Source organism: Micromonospora sp. NPDC000121 (assembly GCF_042899165.1).
GTDB lineage: Bacteria > Actinomycetota > Actinomycetes > Mycobacteriales > Micromonosporaceae > Micromonospora.
Map to the genome: position 1 here is coordinate 895,787 of NZ_JBIAZP010000001.1, position 22,548 is coordinate 918,334.

At 73.0% G+C, this 22,548-nt stretch carries 19 protein-coding genes; 13 read left to right on the forward strand and 6 right to left on the reverse strand.

What is annotated here, in order from left to right; translation table 11 throughout:
• The first annotated feature begins 119 nt into the window (after positions 1-119).
• From ACFY23_RS04410 to ACFY23_RS04425, 4 genes are all read left to right on the forward strand, one after another.
• Entirely contained in the window at positions 120-1,373 is a 1,254-nt protein-coding gene (locus ACFY23_RS04410) for a maltose ABC transporter substrate-binding protein (protein WP_350679262.1), read from the forward strand.
• A complete protein-coding gene (locus ACFY23_RS04415; protein WP_350679264.1) occupies positions 1,373-3,007 on the forward strand; it encodes an ABC transporter permease subunit in 1,635 nt (544 codons plus the stop codon). The genes ACFY23_RS04410 and ACFY23_RS04415 overlap by 1 nt, the downstream gene beginning before the upstream one ends.
• A gap of 5 nt (positions 3,008-3,012) precedes the next feature.
• Positions 3,013-3,930: a sugar ABC transporter permease gene (locus ACFY23_RS04420; protein ID WP_387035863.1), complete on the forward strand. Its 918-nt coding sequence runs from the start codon at positions 3,013-3,015 to the stop codon at positions 3,928-3,930.
• A gap of 218 nt (positions 3,931-4,148) precedes the next feature.
• Entirely contained in the window at positions 4,149-5,960 is a 1,812-nt protein-coding gene (locus ACFY23_RS04425; RefSeq protein ID WP_350679266.1) for a glycoside hydrolase family 13 protein, read from the forward strand.
• 72 nt (positions 5,961-6,032) lie between these two features.
• On the opposite strand, the gene ACFY23_RS04430 is transcribed toward ACFY23_RS04425, so the two are convergent.
• The gene (locus ACFY23_RS04430; protein ID WP_350679268.1) at positions 6,033-6,632 is read right to left on the reverse strand and encodes a TetR/AcrR family transcriptional regulator; all 600 of its coding nucleotides are present in this window, start codon (positions 6,630-6,632) and stop codon (positions 6,033-6,035) included.
• A gap of 90 nt (positions 6,633-6,722) precedes the next feature.
• Between ACFY23_RS04430 and ACFY23_RS04435 the strand changes: the two genes are divergently transcribed.
• The 9 genes from ACFY23_RS04435 (at position 6,723) to ACFY23_RS04475 (ending at position 16,908) form a co-directional block, all read left to right on the forward strand.
• Complete coding sequence (locus ACFY23_RS04435) at positions 6,723-7,751, forward strand: hypothetical protein (protein WP_350679270.1); 1,029 nt, start codon at positions 6,723-6,725, stop codon at positions 7,749-7,751.
• A 46-nt stretch (positions 7,752-7,797) separates the two neighbouring features.
• A complete protein-coding gene (locus tag ACFY23_RS04440) occupies positions 7,798-8,139 on the forward strand; it encodes a hypothetical protein (protein WP_350679272.1) in 342 nt (113 codons plus the stop codon).
• A gap of 278 nt (positions 8,140-8,417) precedes the next feature.
• Complete coding sequence (locus tag ACFY23_RS04445) at positions 8,418-9,482, forward strand: BMP family ABC transporter substrate-binding protein (RefSeq protein ID WP_350679274.1); 1,065 nt, start codon at positions 8,418-8,420, stop codon at positions 9,480-9,482.
• A 148-nt stretch (positions 9,483-9,630) separates the two neighbouring features.
• Positions 9,631-11,286 (forward strand): ABC transporter ATP-binding protein, encoded by a 1,656-nt coding sequence (locus tag ACFY23_RS04450; RefSeq protein WP_350679276.1) that lies wholly within the window; start codon positions 9,631-9,633, stop codon positions 11,284-11,286.
• Between the two features lie 76 nt (positions 11,287-11,362).
• Positions 11,363-12,694, forward strand: a complete 1,332-nt coding sequence (locus ACFY23_RS04455) for an ABC transporter permease (RefSeq protein WP_350679278.1) — start codon at positions 11,363-11,365, stop codon at positions 12,692-12,694.
• A 3-nt stretch (positions 12,695-12,697) separates the two neighbouring features.
• Positions 12,698-13,978, forward strand: a complete 1,281-nt coding sequence (locus ACFY23_RS04460; RefSeq protein WP_350679280.1) for an ABC transporter permease — start codon at positions 12,698-12,700, stop codon at positions 13,976-13,978.
• Positions 13,979-13,992: 14 nt separating this feature from the next.
• Complete coding sequence (locus ACFY23_RS04465) at positions 13,993-14,697, forward strand: cytidine deaminase (protein ID WP_350679282.1); 705 nt, start codon at positions 13,993-13,995, stop codon at positions 14,695-14,697.
• Positions 14,698-14,835: 138 nt separating this feature from the next.
• The gene (locus ACFY23_RS04470) at positions 14,836-16,116 is read left to right on the forward strand and encodes a thymidine phosphorylase (RefSeq protein ID WP_350679284.1); all 1,281 of its coding nucleotides are present in this window, start codon (positions 14,836-14,838) and stop codon (positions 16,114-16,116) included.
• Positions 16,117-16,227: 111 nt separating this feature from the next.
• Complete coding sequence (locus tag ACFY23_RS04475) at positions 16,228-16,908, forward strand: DUF4272 domain-containing protein (RefSeq protein WP_350679286.1); 681 nt, start codon at positions 16,228-16,230, stop codon at positions 16,906-16,908.
• Between the two features lie 80 nt (positions 16,909-16,988).
• On the opposite strand, the gene ACFY23_RS04480 is transcribed toward ACFY23_RS04475, so the two are convergent.
• From ACFY23_RS04480 to ACFY23_RS04500, 5 genes are all read right to left on the reverse strand, one after another.
• Positions 16,989-17,864 (reverse strand): putative RNA methyltransferase, encoded by an 876-nt coding sequence (locus ACFY23_RS04480; protein WP_350679288.1) that lies wholly within the window; start codon positions 17,862-17,864, stop codon positions 16,989-16,991.
• Between the two features lies 1 nt (position 17,865).
• The gene (locus ACFY23_RS04485; RefSeq protein WP_350679290.1) at positions 17,866-18,510 is read right to left on the reverse strand and encodes a response regulator transcription factor; all 645 of its coding nucleotides are present in this window, start codon (positions 18,508-18,510) and stop codon (positions 17,866-17,868) included.
• The gene (locus ACFY23_RS04490; protein WP_350818880.1) at positions 18,498-19,715 is read right to left on the reverse strand and encodes a sensor domain-containing protein; all 1,218 of its coding nucleotides are present in this window, start codon (positions 19,713-19,715) and stop codon (positions 18,498-18,500) included. Before ACFY23_RS04490 ends, ACFY23_RS04485 begins: the two co-directional genes overlap by 13 nt.
• A complete protein-coding gene (locus ACFY23_RS04495; RefSeq protein WP_350818879.1) occupies positions 19,712-21,919 on the reverse strand; it encodes an MMPL family transporter in 2,208 nt (735 codons plus the stop codon). Before ACFY23_RS04495 ends, ACFY23_RS04490 begins: the two co-directional genes overlap by 4 nt.
• 113 nt (positions 21,920-22,032) lie before the next feature.
• Positions 22,033-22,506 carry a MarR family transcriptional regulator gene (locus ACFY23_RS04500; RefSeq protein WP_350685439.1) on the reverse strand — a complete coding sequence of 158 codons (474 nt, stop codon included), beginning with the start codon at positions 22,504-22,506 and terminating at the stop codon, positions 22,033-22,035.
• Positions 22,507-22,548: the final 42 nt, after the last annotated feature.

Below are 22,548 nucleotides of genomic sequence, written 5' to 3' on the forward strand. Positions count from 1 at the left end.
CCGCAACACGCGAGAGCAGCGGCGCAGCACACCGGGCGCCGGTTTGGCAAGAAATTCACAGAGGTTTCCACTGGCGGGTCGCCTTCCCCCGGCGGGCCGCCATGACGACAGGAGTACCGATGCGCATCCGTACCGCGGGTGTGGTCGCCGTCCTCGGCCTGGCGCTCGCCGCCTCGGGCTGCGGCAGCGACAGCGGCGACGAGCCGGCCGCGAACGAGTCCACCAAGGCCGCCGCCGGCGGCAAGCTGGTGATCTGGGCCGACGACAAGCGCACCGCCGCCCTCAAGCCGTTCGCCGAGAAGTTCGGCCAGGAGAACGGCGTCACGGTCGAGGTCCAGGCCGTCTCCAAGGACCTCCAGACCAACTTCGTCACCGCCTCGCAGCAGGGCAGCGGCCCGGACGTCGTGGTCGGCGCGCACGACTGGATCGGCAACCTCGTCCAGAACGGCGCCATCGACCCGGTGCAGCTCGCCGCCGAGCAGAAGAGCGGCTTCAACGAGACCGCCGTCAAGGCCGTGACCTTCAACGGCCAGCTCTACGGCGTGCCCTACGCCATGGAGAACCTGGCGCTGATCCGCAACACCGAGCTGGCCCCCGAGGCGCCGAAGACGATCGAGGACCTGGTCGCCGCCGGCAAGAAGCTCAAGGCCGAGAAGAAGGCCAGCGAGATCCTCTGCCTCCAGTCCGGCCAGAACGGCGACGCGTACCACATCTACCCGCTCTACACCTCCGGTGGCGGGTACCTGTTCGGCACCGCCGCCAACGGCGACTACGACCCGAAGGACCTGGGCGTCGGCAAGCCGGAGTCGATCGAGGCGTTCAAGAAGATCGCCGCGCTCGGTGAGAAGGGCGAGGGCGCGCTCAAGCGGTCGATCACCCCCGAGAACGCGATCGCCACCTTCACCGGCAAGAAGTGCGCCTTCCTGGTCTCCGGCCCGTGGGCCGTCGCGGACGCCAAGAAGGCCAACATCAAGTACGACATCTCCCCGGTCCCCGGCTTCGCCGGTGGCAAGGAGGCCCAGCCGTTCGTGGGCGTCCAGGCGTTCTACGTGGCGTCGAAGGGCAAGAACAAGGCCCTGGCCCAGGAGTTCGTGGCCAACCACGTCACCACCCCCGAGCTGGCCGTGGCGCTCTACAACGCCGAGCCCCGTCCGCCGGCGCTGACCGCCGCGCTGGACCAGGTCAAGGGCGGCGACCCGGACCTGGCCAAGTTCCAGGAGGCCGGCAAGAACGGCCAGGTGCTCCCGGCGATCCCCGCCATGGCCACCATCTGGGACCCGTTCGGTAAGGCCGAGGCCGCCATCATCGGCGGCGCCGACCCGACCACGACGATCACCGCGGCCGGCAAGACCATCTCCGGCCAGATCAAGTAATGAGCACGTCGCTGTCCGGCCCGGGCCCTGTCACGCAGGACCCGGGCCGGGAGCCCGTTGGCTCCGGGCTTCCGCGCCGCGCCGCGCGACACCACGCGCCGATCACCGCGACCGGTCTACTCGTCAAGGTGATCCTGCTCGGCCTGACGGCCGGGATCGCGATCTGGGCGGCCTTCCCGCTCGTCGAGGCGGAGAAGTGGATCGGGCTGGCCGTGCTGGCCGCCACCACCGCCGGGCTGTTCTACCTCTACCTGACCCGCCGGCACATCCCGGCGAAGTACCTGGTCCCCGGCACGCTCTTCCTGATCGCGTTCCAGGTGGTCCCGGTCCTCTACACGGCGAGCACCGCCTTCACGAACTTCGGCGACGGGCACCGCGGCACCAAGGACGACGCGATCGTCGCCATCCAGACCGCCTCGGTCAAGCAGGTGCCCGGCTCCACCGAGTACGCCCTGTCGGTCGCCACCGAGGGCGACCCGGCCACCGGCCCGCTCGTCTTCCTGGTCTCCGACCCGGCCACCGGCGTGGTCTCGGCCGGTGACACCGGGGGACTGCGCCAGCTCGACGCCGGCCAGGTCACCGTCGCGCCCGGCGGCAAGGTCACCGCCGCCGAGGGCTACACCGTGCTCAACTTCGGTCAGGCCAGCGCGCGCAGCCAGGAGATCACCGACCTGGTGGTGCCGACCTCCGGGGGCGCGCTGCGCTCCGCCGGCCTGTCCCGCGCCTACGAGGGCAAGGCGGTCCGGGCGTACGACGCGGGCTGCGACTGCATCCGGGACACCGAGACGGGCAAGACCTGGACGGCCGACGAGGAGACCGGCGCCTTCGTCGCCGCCGACGGCGAGCGGCTGGCCCAGGGCTGGAAGGTCACCGTCGGGCTGAAGAACTTCTCCCGGGTGCTCACCGACCCGGCCATCTCCGGGCCGTTCTTCGGCACCCTGCTGTGGAACTTCGCCTTCGCCATCGGCTCGACCGGCGGCACGTTCCTCCTGGGCATGTTCATCGCCCTGGCGCTGCACTCGCCCCGGATGCGGGGCACCAACCTCTACCGGGTCCTGCTGATCCTGCCGTACGCCATGCCGTCCTTCGCGATGCTGCTGGTCTGGCGGGACATGTTCAACACCGACTTCGGCCTGATCAACAACCTGTTCGGGATCGGGGTGGACTGGTTCGGCCAGGAGTGGTCGGCCCGGATCGCGGTGATCCTGGTGCAGCTCTGGCTGGGCTACCCGTACATGTTCCTGGTCGCCACGGGCGCGTTGCAGGCGATCCCGCGCGAGCTGACCGAGGCGACCTCGGTCGACGGGGCGTCGCCCTGGCAGTCGTTCCGGGCGGTCACCCTGCCGCTGCTGCTGGTCGCGCTCTCCCCGCTGCTGATCGCGTCGTTCGCGTACAACTTCAACAACTTCAACGCGATCTACCTGACCACCGAGGGTGGCCCCTTCCCGGCCGACAACCCGACCGCAGGGGCGACCGACCTGCTCATCACGTACACCTACCGGCTGGCCTTCGGCGCCCAGGGGGCCCAGTTCGGCCTGGCGGCCGCGGTGTCGATCTTCATCTTCACCATCGTCGCGGTGGTCTCGGCGGTGAGCTTCCGGCGCACCCGCAAGCAGGAGGAGGTGTACTCGTGACCGCGCTGCACGGCACTCCGGTCGCGGGCGGCGGCACCGGCGCCGCCCCGGCCGCCAACCGCAACGCGGGGCGGGGCCGCAACCGTTGGTTCGCCCAGGTCGGCTGGCGCCACCTCGTCGGCGTGCTGGCGGTCGCGTTCAGCCTCTTCCCGATCCTGTTCGTGCTCTCCGCCGCGCTCAACCCGCTCGGCACGCTCTCCTCGACCGAGCTGGTGCCGACCGGCGCGTCCTTCGGGAACTTCGTGGACCTGTTCGACCGCACAGCGTTCGAGTGGTGGTTCTTCAACTCGCTGCTGATCGCCGGGGTGGCCTCGTTCGCGTCGGTGTTCCTGTCGGCGCTGGCGGCGTACGCCTTCTCGCGGATGCGGTTCTCCGGGCGGCGCGTCGGGCTGCTGTCGCTGCTGCTGATCCAGATGTTCCCGCAGTTCCTGGCGATCGTGGCGATCTTCCTGATCTTCACCACGATCACCGACCTGTGGCCGGCGATCGGCTTCAACACGCCGTGGGGCCTGCTGCTGCTCTATCTGGGCGGCGCGCTCGGCGTGAACACCTGGCTGATGAAGGGCTTCTTCGACACGCTCCCCCGGGAGCTGGACGAGTCGGCCACGATGGACGGCGCCACACACGCCCAGGTCTTCTTCCGGATCATGCTGCCGCTGGTGGCGCCGATCCTGGCGGTGACCGGCCTGCTCGCCTTCATCGGCACCATCAACGAGTTCCTGATGGCGAACGTCTTCCTGACCAACAGCGAGTCCAAGACCCTCGCGGTCGGCATGTTCGGTCTGGTGGCCGGGGAGCGGAACAACAACTTCGGCATCTTCGCGGCGGGCACCCTGCTCACCGCCATCCCCACGGTGCTGGTCTTCCAACTGGTCCAGCGCTACATCGTCTCCGGCCTCACCGCCGGAGCTGTCAAGGGATAAATCGGATAGGTGGCACCCTCGCCGAGGTCGAGGCGAGGAGTGCCGCTCCGTCGCGAGCAGCCGGGTCCACCGGCCGTTCAGCGACAACGCAGCGCTGCGGCAAGGGCGTCGGCGTCCGACGTACACCGGAGCAGTCGCGGGTCGACCGCCGCGGTCGGGAAACCGGCCGCGGCGGGTGACCCTTTCTCTCCCGTCCGAACGACGCGAAAGGTACCCCCATGTCCCTGTTGCCGCACCACGACGGATCCGCCCTGTACGTCCCCGAGCAGGAGCCCTCGCTCGGCGACACCGTCGACGTCTTCGTCCGGGTGCCGGCCGGTGCCGACGTCCGCCAGGTGCACGTGCGCACCACCGGCGACGGCGAGCCCCGGTTCGCCGAGGCCGTCGTCGACCGCACCGACGGCGACGACGTCTGGTGGCGGGCCGCGGTCGAGGCCCGCAACCCGGTCAGCAACTACCGGTTCATGCTCACCGGCCGCCGCGGCTACCGCTGGCTGAACGCCGCCGGCGTGGTCGACCACGACGTGCCGGACAACGGCGACTTCAAGCTGGTCACCCACGCCCCGCCGCCGGCCTGGGCCCGGGACGCGGTGATCTACCAGATCTTCCCGGACCGGTTCGCCCGGTCCGCCGCCGCAGACGGGCGCGAGCTGCCGGACTGGGCGATCCCGTGCGACTGGGACACCCCGGTGATCGGGCGCGGCCCGGAGACCCCCTACCAGTTCTACGGCGGCGACCTGGACGGCGTCACCGAGCGGCTGGACCACCTGGACCGGCTCGGCGTCAACACCGTCTACCTGACCCCGGTCTTCCCCGCCCGCTCCAACCACCGCTACGACGCGTCCAGCTTCGACACCGTGGACCCGCTGCTCGGCGGGAGCGCCGCGCTGGCCCGGCTCGCCGACGCCGTACGCGCCCGCGGCTGGCGGCTGCTCGGCGACATCACCAGCAACCACACCGGCGACGCGCACGAGTGGTTCACCCGGGCCGCCTCGGACGTGTCCGCGCCCGAGCGGGAGCTGTACTACTTCGACGAGGTGACCGGCGACTACGAGTCCTGGAACGGGGTCAAGTCGCTGCCGAAGCTGAACTGGGGTAGCGCCGAGCTGCGCCGGCGCTTCGCCACCGCCGAGGACTCGCTGCTGCGCCGCTGGCTGCGCCCGCCGTACGGGCTGGACGGCTGGCGGGTGGACGTGGCCAACATGACCGGGCGGCGGGGCGCCGACGCGTACACCCACGAGGTGGCGGCGCTGCTGCGCCGGGTGGTCGCCGAGACCCGCGCCGACGGCCTGCTGCTGGCCGAGCACGGCCACGACCACACCGGCGACCTGGACCGCGACGGCTGGCACGGGACGATGAACTACGTCGGCTTCACCGACCCCGTGTGGTCCTGGCTGCGGCACGGCGACGACCCGCTGCCGAACTTCCTCGGCACCCCCGGCGGGGTGCTGCGGCGGAACGCCGACGCCGTGCTCGCCACCATGAACGCCTACCGGTCGCTGGTCTCGTGGCGGTCGTACACGCACTCGTGGCAGCTGCTCGGCTCGCACGATTCGGCCCGGATCCGTACGGTCGTGGGCGACGCCGCCCGGCAGGAGGTCGCCGCCGGCCTGCTCGCCACGATGCCGGGCACCCCGGTGATCTTCGCCGGCGACGAGCTGGGCCTGACCGGCACCAACGGGGAGGGCTCCCGGACCCCGATGCCGTGGCACCGGCCCGAGACCTGGGACGCGTCCACGTTCGCCAGCTACCGGGCGCTGGTCGCGTTGCGCCGCGCCGAGCCCGCCCTGCGTCACGGCGGCCTGCGTTGGCTGCACCACGACGCGGACACCCTGGTCTTCCTGCGGGAGGCGGCGACCGGCAGCGTGCTGGTGCTGGCCCGCCGGGCGGCCGGCGCCCCGGTCCGCCTGGCCGGGCTGCGGGCGGCGGAGAACGTCTACGGCGGCGCACCCGCCCTCCGTCCCGACCAGGACGGCACGGTCACCCTGCCCGCCGACGGCCCCACCTTCCAGGCCTGGCGCCTCGCCTGACCCGGCTCCGCCCCGGCGTCGCGCCCGGCCCTGTGCGCCCCGCCCCGCCAGCCCGGGCGGGGTAGGGGTCGGTCAGGGGGCGAGGAGCGCGCGGACGCCGGCGAGGTAGGTGGCGCGGTCCGGGCGGCCGGTGAGGAGCCGCTGGAGGAACCAGCCGGGCACGAGGGCGAACAGGGCGGCGGCGACGGCCTCCGGGTCGGCGTCGGCGGCCACCTCGCCGGTGCCCTGGGCGCGCCGGACGAGCGCCTCGAAGTGGCGGCGGATGTCGTCGTACCTGGCGGCGACGAACTCGGCCAGCGCCGGGTCCCGCTGCGCCTCGCCCCAGACCTGGATCGCGATCCGCAGGGCGCCGTCGTCGCCGAGCTGGGTCTCCACGTACGCCAGTGCGCGGTCGAGCGCCTCGACCAGGGGGAGCGGTGGCTCCCGCCGGAGCAGGTCGTCGAGGACGACCTCGGCGCCGCCGACCGCCTCCTCGGCGATCGCGCTGATCAGATCCGCCTTGCTCGGGAAGTAGCGGTAGACGGCGCCCACGGAGAGGCCGGCCTCGGCGATCACGTCCTGCATCGTCGTGCGGTGGAAGCCCTCCCGCAGGAAGCACCGGCGGGCCGCGTCGACGATCTGGCGACGGCGGGCGGCGAGGTGTTCCGGGGAGACGCGTGGCACGGGATACATCGTAAAGCGAACGTTCGTTCTTGACAGCCGAGGTGGGAGGGGAGGAGCCTGAATCCATAAGAGAACGAGCGTTCGTTTTAGGAGTCCTCCATGTCTACCCGCACCCGGCCGCCCCTGTCGGCCGCCCTCGGCGTCGCCGCCCTGGCGGCGGTCCTGCTGGCGCTGCTCGTACCCCTCTTCGCGGCCCCGGCCGTCAACCTGGCGCCGCGCGACCTGCCCGTGGCCGTCGCGGGCCCGGCGCCCGCCGCCGGCGACCTCGCCGCTCGGCTCGCCGCCGCGCGGCCGGGAGCCTTCGACGTGACCACCCTCCCGGACGCCGCGGCCGCCGACCGGGCCCTGCGCGACCGACAGGTGTACGCGGCGTTCGTCGCCGGCCCCGAAGGCGTCGCCCTGCACACCGCGCCGGCCGCCAGCCCGACGGTCGCCGCGCTGCTCACCGAGGCGGCCGGTCAGCTCGCCGCCGGCCGCCCGGTGCCGGTGGTCGAGGTGGTCCCCGCGGCCCCGGACGACCCCCGGGGCGCCGGATTCGCCGCCGGCTTCCTGCCGTTCGCGATGGCGAGCATCCTGGCCGGCGCGCTGCTGACCCTCCTGGTCCCCGGTCGGGTCGCCCGGCTGCTCGGCCTGGTGGTCTTCGCCGTCCTCGCCGGGAGCGCCGGCGTGGCCGTGCTGCACGGCTGGCTCGGCGTGCTCGACGGCGACCCGTTCGCCGAGGCGGCGGCGATCGGGCTCTTCGCGCTGGCCGGCGCGGCCACCGTGGCGGGTCTCGGGGCGCTGCTCGGCCGGCCGGGAATCGGCCTGGGCGCACTGCTGGTCTTCCTGGTCGGCAACCCGCTCTCGGCGGTCGGCGCGGCGCCCGAGCTGCTGCCGCAGCCGTGGGGCACGGTCGGTCAGTTCCTGCCGGTGGGCGCGGGCGGCACCCTGCTGCGCTCGGTGGCCTTCTTCGACGGCGCCGGGTCCGCCCGGTCGCTCGCCGTCCTGGCCGGGTACGCGCTGGTCGGGCTGGTGCTGGTCCTGGTGGCACGCCGGGCGTCCGGCACCGCCGCGACCGCGCCGTCGCACCCGGTCGACGCCGAGTCGCCGCGCCCGGTCGGCCGCCGGGCAGCGATCGACACGCTCTGAACCGCCCCGCTACTACGATCCGTCGTTGATGGGGGAGGATGTGCGCGTGGAAGCTCTCAGACTGATACTGCGCTACGTCCATCTGATCGGTTTCGCCCTGCTGCTCGGCGGCGCGATCGTCCAGTACGTCAGCGGCAAGCTGCGGATCAACCCGGCCATGCTTTGGGGGTCGGTGATCATGCTGCTGACCGGCATCGGCCTCTCCGCGCCGCTGCGCGACGGCGACGAGCCGGACCCGGCGAAACTTGTTACCAAGTTGGTGCTCGCCCTGCTGATCTTCGTCATGGTCTTCTTTTCCCGGAAGCGCGACGTGGTCAACCGCGGCCACTTCCTTGCGATCGTCGGGTTGACCCTGGTCAACGCGGCCGTGGCGGTCTTCTGGCGGTAGCGTTTTCACCAGCGGCCGCCCCGAGGAAACGGGCGCTTCCGCGACGCCCCGGCGCTCACCTACCAGCACCCAGAGTGATCTGCCCCACCTAAGGGTTACGTAGGGGTAACAGGCGCTCAACGTTCGTGCACGATTGTCGGCCGGTGGGTGGGCGCGGGCGTACGCTCCCGTCCGTAACGTGGGACGCCGGCGGCGGCAGCGCAGCCGGCTCATAGGGCTGCCACCGTGCAGGACGCGGTGTGCAATGGGAAGGAGACGTCTTGCGCTCGGTGCGTGGGATGCGGATTGCCTCGGTCTTCGCGGTGGGTGGGCTCGTGCTGAGCGCCGCCGCGTGCGGTGAGGCTCCCGAGGACAGCAACAACGCCGGCAGCGGCGACAAGAAGTACAGCGCCTGCATGGTGACCGACGTCGGCGGCATCGACGACAAGTCGTTCAACACCTCGGCGTGGCAGGGCCTCGAGGAGGCCAAGAAGGCCAACGACAACATCGACATCAAGTACGTCGCGTCGAAGGCCGAGGCGGACTACGAGGTCAACCTGACCCAGTACGTCAACCAGAAGTGCGACTTCATCCTGGCCGTCGGCGGCCTGATGGGTACCGCCACCTCCAAGATCGCCAAGGCGAACCCGAACCAGCAGTTCGGCATCGTCGACGCGAAGCTGCCGGAGAGCAACGTCTACCCGATGCAGTTCGACACCGCCCAGGCCGGCTTCCTCGCCGGTTACCTGGCCGCCGGGATGACCAAGAAGAACACGGTGGGCACCTACGGCGGCATGAAGATCCCGCCGGTCACCATCTTCATGGACGGCTTCGTCGACGGCGTGGCCCACTACAACCAGACGAAGAGCAAGACCGTCAAGGTCGTCGGCTGGGACAAGGCGAGCCAGAACGGCTCCTTCACCAACGACTTCGTCAAGCAGGACGAGGGCAAGAAGGTCAGCGACGCGCTGGTCGCCCAGGGCGCCGACATCATCATGCCGGTCGCCGGCGGCTCGGGCCTCGGCACCACCGGCGCGGCCAAGGCGTCGGGCGGCGCGTACAACACCATCTGGGTGGATGTCGACGGCTGCGAGAGCACCCCGGACTGCTCGGCCATCATCACCACCGTCGAGAAGAACATCCCGGAGGCCGTCAAGGAGGCCGTCGTCAAGGCCGCCAACGGCGAAAAGCTCTCGCACGACCCGGGCTACCTGGGCAACCTCGCCAACAACGGCGTCGGGCTCGCCCCGTACCACGAGTTCGACAGCAAGGTCCCGGCCGAGCTGAAGGCGGAGATCGACAAGCTGAAGGCGGACATCGCCGCCGGCACCGTCAAGGTCACCTCCGCGGCCCAGCCGAAGTGAGGCACCGCCGGCCTACCCCGGTGAGACGATCACCGGGGTAGGCCGGCGAGCGGTACAGCACGACGTTCCGGCCGCCCCGGCGTCGCGGGGACACCCCCGCCGCGCCGGGGCGGCCGATCCGCTCCACCCCCGACGACGGCCCCGCGCCGTGAGCGGTCCGCCGGCAGCTACGCTGCACCATCGCTTCGCACTCCAGGAGGTTGCGCTGAGACTCGAACTGCGCGGCATCACCAAGCGGTTCGGTGATCTGGTCGCCAACGACCACATCGACCTGACGGTGGAGCCTGGAGAGATCCATGCCCTGCTCGGCGAGAACGGCGCGGGCAAGTCGACCCTGATGAACGTGCTCTACGGGCTCTACCAGCCCGACGAGGGCGAGATCCTGGTCGACGGCGAGCCGTTGAAGCTGAGGGGGCCGTCCGACGCGATCGCGGCCGGGATCGGCATGGTGCACCAGCACTTCATGCTGGTGCCGGTCTTCACCGTCGCCGAGAACATCATGCTCGGCGCCGAGCAGGTCCGGGGCGGCATCGCCGGATTCCTGGACCGGCGGCGGGCCCGGCGCGAGGTTGCCGAGGTCTCGGAGCGCTACAACCTGCGGGTCGACCCGGACGCGGTGATCGAGGACCTGCCGGTCGGCATCCAGCAGCGGGTGGAGATCGTCAAGGCGCTCACCCGCGACGTCGACCTGCTCATCCTCGACGAGCCGACGGCGGTGCTCACCCCGCAGGAGACCGAGGAACTGCTCACCGTCATGCGGTCGCTCAAGGCCGCCGGCAAGTCGATCGTCTTCATCACGCACAAGCTGGGCGAGGTCAAGGCGATCGCCGACCGGATCACCGTCATCCGGCGCGGGAAGACCGTCGGCACCGCCTCGCCCGAGGCGAGCCGGGACGAGCTGGCCGCGCTCATGGTCGGCCGCAGCGTCCGGCTCACCGTGGAGAAGGAGCCCGCCACCCCCGGCAAGCCGATCCTGGAGATCTCCGGCCTGGTCGTCGACGACGACCGGCAGATCCGGGCGGTCGACGGGGTCGACCTGACCGTGCGCGCGGGCGAGGTGCTCGGCGTGGCGGGCGTGCAGGGCAACGGCCAGACCGAGCTGATCGAGGCGATCATGGGGCTGCGCCCCACGCTCGCCGGCACGATCACGCTCGACGGGCAGCAGGTCAACGGCTGGTCGACCAAGAAGGTGCTGCGCGCCGGGGTCGGCTACGTGCCCGAGGACCGCAGCGTCGACGGCGTGGTCAAGGAGTTCTCCGTGGCGGAGAACCTGGTGCTCGACATCTACGACCGGCCGCCCTTCGGCAAGGGCCTGGCGCTCAAGCCGGACGCCATCGCGAAGTCGGCGAAGGAGCGGATCGCGCAGTTCGACGTCCGCACCTCCTCGGCCGACGCGCCGGTCGGCACCCTCTCCGGCGGCAACCAGCAGAAGGTGATCGTGGCCCGGGAGCTGTCCCGGCCGCTGAAGCTCTTCATCGCCGCCCAGCCGACCCGCGGCGTCGACGTCGGGTCCATCGAGTTCATCCACAGCCGGGTCATCCGGGAGCGGGACGTCGGCACCGCCGTCATGGTGGTCTCCAGCGAACTCGACGAGGTGATCGGCCTGGCCGACCGGATCGCCGTGATGTACCGCGGCCGGATCATCGGCATCGTCGGCCCGGACACCCCGCGCGAGGAGATCGGCCTGCTGATGGCCGGCATCACCCCCGACGCGGCGTCCGGTACGACCGCGGGCGCCACGACGGTCGACGGCGGCGCGGCGGCCCCCACCGCCGAGGGCCCTGGTAGCGAGGACGAGGCATGAGCGAGCGAAGCGAGCGAATCATCAGGCTCAGCGCGGTGGTGGCTCATGGCGGCACGGAGCGAAGCGGAGTGCCGGCATGACCAACGCGAACCCCCCGTCGGGCTCCCCGGACAAGGAGCCGGCGACCGAGGCGCAGGCCGCGCAGACCGCGCTCGGCAACACCGAGCGCGCCGAGTCGGCCACCTCCCCGAAGCGGCCGGGCCCGGAGGCGAAGCCCTCGCTGGGGCGGCTGTTCCTGGACAATCTCTGGGCCGCGAACACCTTCACGGTGACCCTGCTGTCGCTGCTCCTGGCGATGGTCGTCGGCGCCGTGCTGATGATCGTCTCCGACCCCGAGGTGCTGGCCACCTACAGCTACATCACCGCCCGGCCGTCCGACGCGCTCAACGCGAGCTGGACGTTGGTCAGCGAGGCGTACGGGAACCTGTTCAAGGGCGCCGTCTTCGACCCCGAGGCGGTCGGCTTCCAGGCCGTGATGAGCCCGATCTCCGAGACGCTCACCTACACCGCGCCGCTGGTCTTCACCGGCCTGTCGGTGGCGCTGGCGTTCCGGGGCGGCCTGTTCAACATCGGCGCCCAGGGCCAGGCCACGATGGGCGTGATCCTGGCCGCGCTGGCCGGCTTCCTGCTGCCGCTGCCGCCCGGCCTGCACCTGCTCGTCGCGGTGCTCGCCGGCGCGCTCGGCGGGGCGATCTGGGGCTTCATCCCGGGCATCCTCAAGGCGCGCGCCGGGGCCCACGAGGTGATCAACACGATCATGCTCAACTACATCGCCACGTACTTCCTGACCTGGATCATCGTGCAGAACGGCATCCAGGACCCGAACCGTACGGACGCGATCAGCAAGTCGGTCGACCCGTCGGCGCAACTGCCCCGGCTGCTCGGCGACAGCCTGCGGGTGCACGCCGGCATCATCCTGGCGGTGCTGGCCACCTGGGCGGTCTGGTGGCTGCTGAACCGCTCCACGCTCGGCTTCGAGCTGCGCGCGGTGGGCGCCAACCCGGACGCCGCCCGGACCGCCGGCATCAGCGTGACCCGGACGTACATCCTGATCATGGTCTTCGCCGGGATCCTGGCCGGCCTCGGCGGGTCGAACATGGTGCTCGGCTCCACCGCCAGCGCGCTGACCCCGCTGGTGGTCGCGCAGATCGGCTTCGACGGCATCCTGGTGGCGCTGCTCGGCCGGGTGAAGCCGTGGGGCGTGGCGCTGGCCGCGTTGCTCTTCGGCGCGCTCCAGGCCGGCGGCAACCGGATGCAGTCGTACTCGGGGATCTCGCTGGAGCTGGTCACCGTGCTCCAGGCGCTGATCGTCATCTTCATCGCCGCGCCGGCCCTGGTGAAGGCGATCTTCCAGCTCCGGGCCGCCCGCGCCGCCCGGTTGCAGACGAGCCTGGCGAAGGGCTGGTAACTCATGTCCACCATGGCTGTCGAAGACGTCGCCGTCGCCCCCGTCGACCAGGGGTTCTGGACCCGTACCCGCAAGGTCGGCACCGTGCTGCTCGGGCTCGGCCTGCTGGCGACGGTGCTGTTCGGGTCGCTCGCCACCGGAGAGCAGGCCCGCTTCACCCTCAGCGAGGACGCCGCCGGCGCCGCGCTGAAGATAGACGGCACGATCGGCGCGATCCTCTTCGGAATCGTCGCGGTGGCCGCCGGCGTCGCGATGCTCGCCGGGCTGCCGAAGCGCTGGTTCACCCTCGTGCTCGGCGTCGGCCTGGTCGGCTTCATGCTGTCGTTCCTCTGCTGGCAGGTCTCCGCCGCGCCCAACGGGCAGAACTTCATGCCGCTGGTCAACATCGTCCGGAACACGTTCATCCTGGCCCTGCCGCTGATCTTCGGCGCGCTGGCCGGCGTGCTCTGCGAGCGCTCCGGCGTCGTCAACGTGGCCATCGAGGGGCAGTTGCTGATGGGCGCGTTCAGCGGCGCGCTGTTCGGCAGCCTCTCCGGCAACGTCTGGGTCGGCCTGGTCGCCGCGGCCATCGGCGGCGCGCTCATCTCGCTGCTGCTGGCCGTCTTCTCGATCCGCTACCTGGTCGACCAGGTGGTCATCGGCATCGTGCTCAACCTGCTGGCGGTCGGCGTCACCGGCTTCCTCTACGAGCGGCTGATGCAGCCCAACGCGGAGAAGTACAACAGCGCCCCCCGGTTCAGCGACTGGGAGATCCCGCTGCTGTCGGACATCCCGCTGATCGGGCCGGCGCTGTTCCGGGGCAACATCTTCCTCTACCTCGGCCTGCTGCTGGTGCTGGTCATCCACATCGCGCTGTTCCGCACCCGGTGGGGCCTGCGGACCCGCTCGGTCGGCGAGCACCCCACCGCCGCCGACACCCTCGGCGTGAAGGTGCTGCGGCTGCGCTACCGCAACGTGATCATGGCCGGACTGGTGGCCGGCGTGGGTGGCGCCTCCTACACGCTGGCGCTCTACTCGTTCACCAAGAACATGATCGGCGGCAAGGGCTTCATCGCCCTGGCCGCGCTGATCTTCGGCCGGTGGAGCCCGACCGGCGCGCTGCTCGCGGCGCTCTTCTTCGGCTTCGCCGACCAGCTCGCCACCTACCTCGGCGCGATCGGCAGCAGCATTCCCAGCCAGTTCCTGGCGATGCTGCCGTACCTGGCGACGATCCTGGCCGTGGCCGGCCTGGTCGGAAAGGTCCGGGCGCCGGCGGCAGACGGCAAGCCGTACATCAAGGGCTGACGGGGGAGCACGACATGGAGATCGACTGGGAGCGGCTGCGGGCCGCCGCCACGGACGTGATGCGGCACGCGTACGTGCCGTACTCGAAGTTCCCCGTCGGGGCGGCCGCCCTGGTCGACGACGGCCGCGTGGTGGTCGGCTGCAACGTGGAAAACGCCGCGTACGGCGTGGTGCTCTGCGCCGAGTGCGGTGTGGTCTCCTCGCTGCACGCCACCGGCGGCGGCCGGATCGTGGCCCTGTCCTGCGTCGACGCCACCGGCGAGCCGCTGATGCCGTGCGGCCGGTGCCGCCAGTTGCTGTGGGAGCAGGGCGGCCCGGAGTGCCTGATCGAGGCCAAGGGCGGCCCGCTGCGGATGGCCGAGCTGCTGCCGCACGCCTTCGACGTGGCCGACCTCGAGGCGGTGACCGGCGAGGCGCCGATGCCGGTGGTGCCGGAGCGGCTGGCGGCCTGGCGCGGCCGGGGCACCGTCTTCGTGCACCCCGACCTCTCCGCCGGCCAGCAGGTCTGGACGGCCTACTGGGAGCGGTCCGCGGGGGACAGCGAGGGCGCCGAGACCGGCGTGCTGGAGGAGGGCCCGAGCTGGAACGACCCGGCGGAGGCGATCGCCTGGGGGCTCGCCCGCACGCCCCGGGTCGTGGTCGTGGACGCCTCGGGCACGATCTTCTGGGCCGGCGAGGGGGAGCCGCCGATGGAGATCCCGATCCGCTGGGCGGGTTGAGCTCAAGGCCGGCGGGGGCCTGCCGTGCCCGGCTCCGGGCGGTCAGGCTTGATCCCTCCGCCGGGCACGGCAGGCCCCCGCCGTCGGTGGTCACGGTTAGCGGATCGGTATCCGCATCGACTAGGAAGATCTTCTGTGATGAGTGGTTTTGCGGCGGTTGATGTCATCCGGGTGAAGCGGGACGGGGGTGTGCTCTCCGACGCGCAGATCGACTGGGTGGTGGACGCGTACACCCGGGGGCTGGTCGCCGACGAGCAGATGTCGGCGCTGGCCATGGCGATCCTGCTGCGCGGCATGACCGCGCCGGAGATCGCCCGGTGGACCGCCGCGATGATCGCCAGCGGGGAGCGGCTCGACCTCTCCGCCGTCGACCGGCCGACCGTCGACAAGCACTCCACCGGCGGCGTCGGCGACAAGATCACCCTCCCGCTGACCCCGCTGGTGGCGGCGTGCGGCGCGGCCGTGCCGCAGCTCAGCGGCCGCGGCCTCGGCCACACCGGCGGCACGCTGGACAAGCTGGAGTCCATCCCCGGCTGGCGGGCGGCGCTGCGCAACGACGAGTTCATCGCCCAGCTCCGGGACGTGGGCGCGGTCATCTGCGCGGCCGGCGAGGGGCTCGCCCCGGCCGACCGCAAGCTGTACGCGCTGCGCGACGTGACCGGCACCGTCGAGGCCATCCCGCTGATCGCCAGCTCGATCATGAGCAAGAAGATCGCCGAGGGCACCGGGGCGCTGGTGCTCGACGTGAAGGTCGGCTCCGGCGCGTTCATGAAGTCCGTCGAGCAGGCCCGCGAGCTGGCCCGGACGATGGTGCAGCTGGGCGGCGCGCACGGCGTGCGGACCGTCGCCCTGCTCACCGACATGTCGACCCCGCTCGGCCTGGCCATCGGCAACGCCGTCGAGGTGACCGAGTCGGTCGAGGTGCTCGCCGGGGGTGGCCCCGCCGACGTGGTCGAGCTGACCCTGGCGCTGGCCCGCGAGATGCTCGACGCGGCCGGGCTGCCGGACGCCGACCCGGAGGCCGCGCTGCGCGACGGCCGGGCGATGGACTCCTGGCGCGCGATGATCCGCGCCCAGGGCGGCGACCCGGACGCTGCGATGCCGACCGCGAACGAGGTCGAGGTGGTCCGCGCGGACGCGGACGGCTTCGTCGCCTCGGTCGACGCGTACGCCATGGGGGTGGCCGCCTGGCGGCTCGGCGCCGGACGGGCCCGCAAGGAGGACCCGGTCAGCGTGCCGGCGGGGGTGGTGCTGCACAAGCGGCCCGGCGACCCGGTGCGGGCCGGCGACCCCCTCTACGAGCTGCGCGCGGAGCACGCCGCCCGGATCCCGGCGGCGCGGGACGACGCCGCGCGGGCGGTGCGGATCTCGCCGACCGTGCCCGCCGCGACGCCGCTGGTCATCGAGCGCATCGGCTGAGCGCGGCGGTCGCCGGGGCGGGCATGGTGCCGGCCGGCTCGGAGCGCTATCCTCCCTGGCCAGGGGGACAACCGGCGCTGAGTCGTCGCGAGCAGACAGGACATTTCCGCCGTGACCGTACCTGCCCCCGATCCACGGGAGGTGCGTGAGGCGAGCCTGGACGAGTTGTCCCGGCTGCGTCTCCCGCTGCCGCCACCCCAGTTCCCGCTGGTCTGGGAACCCGGCGACCAGATCGAACTGCGACCCACCGCGGAGATCGAGGCCCGGATCGCGGTGCTGCACCTGATCCTCGCCCGCTGCTTCGGGATGCCGCCGCAGGCCGCGATGAGCTGGCTGCTCGCCTCGCACCTGGTCGAGAAGGTCACGCCGCCGGAGTTCCAGTTCGTGACCGGCGGCAAGGGCGACCACCGGTCGTTCGTGCTGCACCACGACGCGCTCTTCGCGCTGGCCTGGGTGCTCGGCCTGACCAAGCAGCTCGACCCGACACTGCCGGTGGACGAGCGGCTGGTGGAGCGGATGCCGCACATCCCCGGCGGGGAGACGTTCGGCCAGTGGCGCGCCCGGATCCTCGCCGCGCCGCAGCACCCCGCCGACGCGGCCGCGCTGCTCGACCTGCACTACTGCCTGGACTGGGCGTACCTGGAGACGGAGCGGGCCGGCCGCACGCCGCCCGGGGTGGTGGACGCCAACGCCATCGGCCAACGCCGGTGGGCGCTGGAGTGGGCGGTGATCCTGCGGGGGCCCTACCACGACGACCCCCCGGGCTGGGAAGAGGTCGACCTCTCCACCTGACCCGCCCAGCTCGGCCGGACGTGTAAGGAAGGGCACCTTCCTAACGCCTTGAGGTATAGGAAGGGTCCCTTCCTTACATCTCAGCGGGGCGTGGGACGCCAGACGGTGAGGTCCACCGCGACGGTCACCCGGACCGGCTCGGGCAGCGCGGCGATCCGGGCGGCGAGCCCGGCCGGGTCGGTGTGCCAGGCGCTCGGACCCATCCCGACCAGCGTCGCGACCTCCGGCCCGGTCAGCGCCAGCTCCCGCCGGTGCCCGGTCGACGCCACCCGGGCGAAGCGCCCGCCCAGGCTCTCGGCGACCCGGTCCGCCTTGGCCGGGTCGACCCGGAGCAGGCCGAGGGCGCCGACCAGTTCGGCGAGGTGGTCCTCGGCCGGCGTCACCACCAGCAGGGACCCGGCCGGGTCGAGGACCCGGTGGAACTCCGCGCCGTTGCGCGGGGCGAAGACGTTCAGCAGCACGGCGGTGCCGGCGTCGGCCAGCGGCAGCCGCTGCCAGGTGTCGGCCAGCGCCGCCGCCGCGCGGGGGTGTGCCCGCGCCGCCCGGCGCAGTGCCGGCTTCGACACATCCAGGGCCAGCCCCACCGCGTCCGGCAGCGCCGCCAGCACCGCCGCGAGGTGCCGGCCGGTCCCCGCCCCGGCGTCCACCACCAGGGGGTACGCCTCCGGCCGCGCCGCGCGGGCCCGGTTCACGGCCTCCGTCGCGGCCGTGGCGAGGGCGGTCGAGATCAGGTCGTAGTGGCCGGCGGCCAGGAAGTCGGCGCGGGCGGCCACCATCTCGGCGGTGTCCCCGGCGTGCGGGGCGCGGCCGGCGAGCAGGTTGACGTAGCCCTGCCGGGCGACGTCGAAGCTGTGCCGGCGCGGGCAGCGCAGTGCGGTGGCGGTGCCGGCGTCGGCCTCCGCCAGCGGCTCGGCGCAGACCGGGCAGCGGAGCCGGTCGACGATGCGGGTGTCCACGTCAGGCGTCCAGGTAGGTCAGCACCGCGCGTACCCGCCGGTGGTCGTCGTCGCAGTCGCGCAGGTCGAGCTTCGCGAAGATCGAGTTGATGTGTTTGCTGACCGCCTTCTCGGTGACCACCAGGCGCTGCGCGATCGCGCCGTTGGAGCGGCCCTCGGCCATCAGCGCCAGCACCTCGTGCTCGCGCGGGGTGAGGCGGCCCAGCGGCGCGGCGCGGGTCGGGCGGGCGAGCAGTTGCGAGACCACCTCGGGGTCCATCGCCATGCCACCCCCGGCCACCCGGTGCACCGCGGCGACGAACTGCGCCACGTCGGCCACCCGGTCCTTGAGCAGGTAGCCCACCGCGCCCGCCCCGTCGGAGAGCAGCTCCCGGGCGTAGAGCTGCTCGACGTACTGGGAGAGGACCAGCACCGGCAGGCCGGGCACCCGGGCCCGGGCGGCCAGCGCCGCCCGCAGCCCCTCGTCGGTGTGCCCGGGCGGCAGCCGGACGTCCACCACGGCCACGTCGGGGCGGTGCTCCACCAGGGCGGCGAGCAGGTCGTCGCCGGTCTCCACGGCGGCCACCACCTCGTCGCCGTACGCGGTGAACAGCCGGATCAGCCCGTCGCGCAGCAGCACCAGGTCCTCGGCGATCACGATGCGCACGGCAGCTCCACGTCGACCACGGTAGGCCCACCGTCCGGGGAGCTGATCCGCACCCGGCCGTCGAAGACCGCGAGCCGCCGTCGGATCCCGGCCAGGCCCGTGCCCCGCGCCGGGTCGGCGCCGCCCCGACCGTCGTCGGCGACGGTGAGCCGGATCGTCCCGTCGTCCCCGCGCAGCCGCACCGCCACCCGGGCCGCCCCGCTGTGCCGGGCCGCGTTGGTGATCAACTCGGCGGCGGTGAAGTAGAGCGCCGACTCCAGCGGGGCCGCCAGCCGCCGGGGCAGGTCGACCTCCAGGTCGACCGGGAGGGCCGCGCCGAGGGCCAGGGCGGCGAGGCCCCCGGCGAGCCCCCGGTCGGCCAGCACCGGCGGGTGGATGCCGCGTACGACGTCGCGCAGCTCGGCCAGGGCGGTGCCGGCCGCCGAGCGGGCCTCGGTGACCAGCCCACGGGCCGCCTCCGGGTCCCGGGCCAGCAGCTCCTCGGCGAGGCCGAGGTTCATCGCCATCGCCACCAGCCGCGCCTGCGCGCCGTCGTGCAGGTCCCGCTCGATCCGGCGCAGCTCGGCCGCCTGGGCGTCGACGGTCTGGGCGCGGGTGTCGGCCAGCTCCTCCACCCGCTCGGCGAGGGCCGCCCGGGCGGTCGGCCCGAGCAGCGCCCGGGTCAGCCGGCCGTCCAGGTCGATCAGCCCCCGGGGCAGCCAGTACGCGCCGACCGCCACCAGCAGCCCGGCCACGACGGCCAGCCCGGCGTTGCGGGGGGAGTCGACGGGGATGCCGAGGTAGTTGTCGACGGCGTCCGGCCACAGCGCGTGGATCAGCGGCATGACCAGGCCCTGCGCGGCGCCGAGCCAGAGCCCCGCGGCGAGGAACGCGGCCGCCGGGGCGTAGGCGAAGTGGGCGAACTGGAAGGCGAGGTCCCGGTAGGTGGCGGGATCGGCGGCCATCGTGCGCAGCCGGGCCGGCAGCCCGCCGGCCACCGGCCGGTACGGGGACCGGACCGGCGGCCCGGGCACCCGGCGGCGCTGCCGGTCGAGCAGCGCCCGGGTGCCCGGGATGACGCGGTCGAGCAGCGGCAGGCCGACGCCGACCAGGCTGAGCCCCGCGGCGGCGACCGTGGCGACGGCGAGCACGATGCCCACGCTGGCCGTGCCCAGCCCGACGGCCAGGTGGCACAGCTCCCGCCACGCCCGCCGACCCCAGCTCATCGCGCCATTGTCCCAGCCGCCACGACGTCGGCCGGTCGCCCGGGTGCCGGTGCGGGCTCCGGGCGCGCACGGGCGGGCCAGAACGCCGCCCGCCCGGTGAGCGCGGTCAGCGCCGGCACCAGCAGCCAGGACAGCCCGAACGTGGCGATCAGCACGCCGACGGCGACGGCGAAGCCGACCTGCGCCAGCATGGGGGACGCGACGAGCACCGCGAAGCTGCCGGCCAGGATGACGCCGGCCGCGGCGACCGCCGGTCCGGTCCGGCGCAGCGCCTCCTCGGCGGCCTGCCGGGCGGACCGTCCCGCGCGCAGCTCCTCCCGGAGCCGGGCGATCATCAGGATGTTGTAGTCGGTGCCGATCGCGGTGACGAAGAGGAACACGACGAGGGGCACCTGGAAGTCGAGCCCCGGCCGACCCCCGACGACCTGGAACGCCAGCACGCTGGTGCCGAGGGTGGCGGCGTACCCGAGGGCGACGGCGACGAGCAGGCCCAGCGAGGCGAGCAGGCCGCGCAGCATCAGCAGCAGGAGCAGCCCGATCAGGCCCGCGGCCACCGGGAAGACCAGCCGGAAGTCGTCGTCGAGCACGGTGCGGACGTCGGCGAAGGTGGCCGTCTCACCGCCCACGTACGCCCGGGTGCCGGGCGGCGCCGCGGCATGCGCGGCCGGCCGCAACTGTGCCTCCACCGCGTCGATCGCGCGCTGCGAGTACGGCGGCTCGGCGAGCAGCAGCAGGACCCGGGCCACGTCCCCCTCGACCTCGACGCCCGCCGGGGCCGCCACGATCGGCACCTCGCCGAGTCGTTCGGCGTACCGCTCGGCGGTGGCCAGGGTGACCCCGGTGCCGGTGAGGTAGACGACCGTCGGGGAGAGCGTCCCGGCGGGGAAGCCCGAGCGGAGCGTCTCCAGGGCCCGCGCCGACTCGGTGCCGGGCGGCATCGCGCCGAGCTCGTAGCTCGGCCGGTGGTGCAGCGCGCCGAGGCCGAGCAGCAGGAGCGCCGCGACCGTGGCCAGGGCGACCGGGCCGGGCCGGCGCGCGACCAGCCGCCCGGCCCGGGCCGCCAGCCCCGTCACCCGCGCGCCGGCCGGAGCGTGCCCCGCGACCGACGCGTGACCGGCCGGAGCGTGCGCCGTGGTCGTGGCGGCACCGGACGGCGCGTGCGCCGTGGTCGGGGCGACCAGCCGGGCCGGCCAGTAGGCCCGCCGGCCGAGCAGCGACCAGACCGCTGGGAACAGGGTCAGCGCGGCGGCCACCATCAGCAGGACGGCGACGGCGAGGGCCGGCCCCAGCACCTGGAAGGAGGCGAGCCCGGAGAGCAGCAGCGCGCCGAACGCCACCGCCACGACCAGCGCGGAGACGGTGACCGCGCCGCCGATCCGGCCGACGGCGTGGACCATCGCGGCGCGCTTGTCCTCACCGGCCCGGAGCCGTTCCCGGTAGCGGAAGAGCAGGAAGACGGCGTAGTCGGTGCCGATGCCGAGCAGCACGACGGGCAGCAGGCCCATGGTGGACGCGTCCAGGGCGTACCCGAAGACCTTCCCGCCGAGGGCGAGGACGCTCGTGGCGGCCTGCGCGACCAGCAGCACGAGCAACAGGTTGAGCAGCGCGATCGTCGGGCTGCGGAAGATGACCAGCAGCAGGAGCAGGATCACCAGCATCATCGCGCCGTTGACGATCGCGTCGAGCAGGAAGCTGTCGGCGGCGCCGGCCGCCTCCCCGGTCCAGCCGGCGACCAGGCCGCTGCCCGCCAGCGCGTCGTCGGTGGCCCGCCGGAGCCGCTCCACCGCCTGGTTGGTCGCCTCCGCGCCGGCGGCGTCGGGGAACCGCGCCTCGGCCAGGCGCAGCCGCCCGTCCGGGGCGACCGGACCGGCGGCCACCCCGGTGACGCCGGCCACCCGCAACTCCTCCGGCAGCCGGTCGATCCGGGCGCGGTCGCCGGCGGTCAGCGCCGCCCCGTCGGCCCGGCGGACGACCAGTACCGCGCTGCTGCCGTCGGCCTCGGGAAAGACCCGGGCGGCGATGTCGGCCGCCTGCGCGGACTCGAACCGGTCCGGCAGGAAGTCGGCCTGGGCGCTGTCGGCCCGCGGCCCCTCGGGCCCGTAGACGGCGAAGGTGGCGCCGCTGAGCACCGCGATCGCGAGCAGCCAGGCGGCGATCACCCGCCCCGGACGCCGGACCACCGCTGTGGCCAATGTCGTGAACACCTGCAACTCCCCGTGTCGGCTCCTGTGTGCGCCACTGACGCTAGGCAGCCGGACGGGTCACTTCGATGGTGTGCGCACGCCGGTCCGATGGTGGTGCCCGCACCACCATCGGTTCACCGTGGCGCCCGGTCCACACCCGTCAGGTGGTCGACCACGCGATGGGTCAGCGCGTCCAGCGCGGCGATCTCGTCGGGGGTCAGCAGGTCGATGAGGTGCCGGCGGACGGCCGCCACGTGGCCGGGGGCGGCGGCCTCGATCGCGCGCCGACCCTCGGGGGTGAGCGCGATGACCGCGCCCCGTCCGTCAGTCGCGCACTCCTCGCGGGTGACCAGGCCGCGCTGCTGCATCCGGGTGAGGTGGTGGGAGAGCCGGCTGCGGGACCAGAGCATCCGGTCGGCCAGCTCGCTGAGGCGCAGCCGCTGGTCAGGGGTCTCGGAGAGGTCGGACAGGACGTCGTAGTCCGGCTCGGAGAGGCCGGCGTCCCGCGCCAGCTCGCGGGCCAGCTCCAGGTCGAGCAGGCGGCGCATCCGCCGGTAGCCCCGCCAGGCGCGCTGCTCTTGGTCGTCGAGCCAGCGTGGTTGCTCCATGCCGGTCATCCTAGCCATCTGGTTGACATGTCATCAATTGGC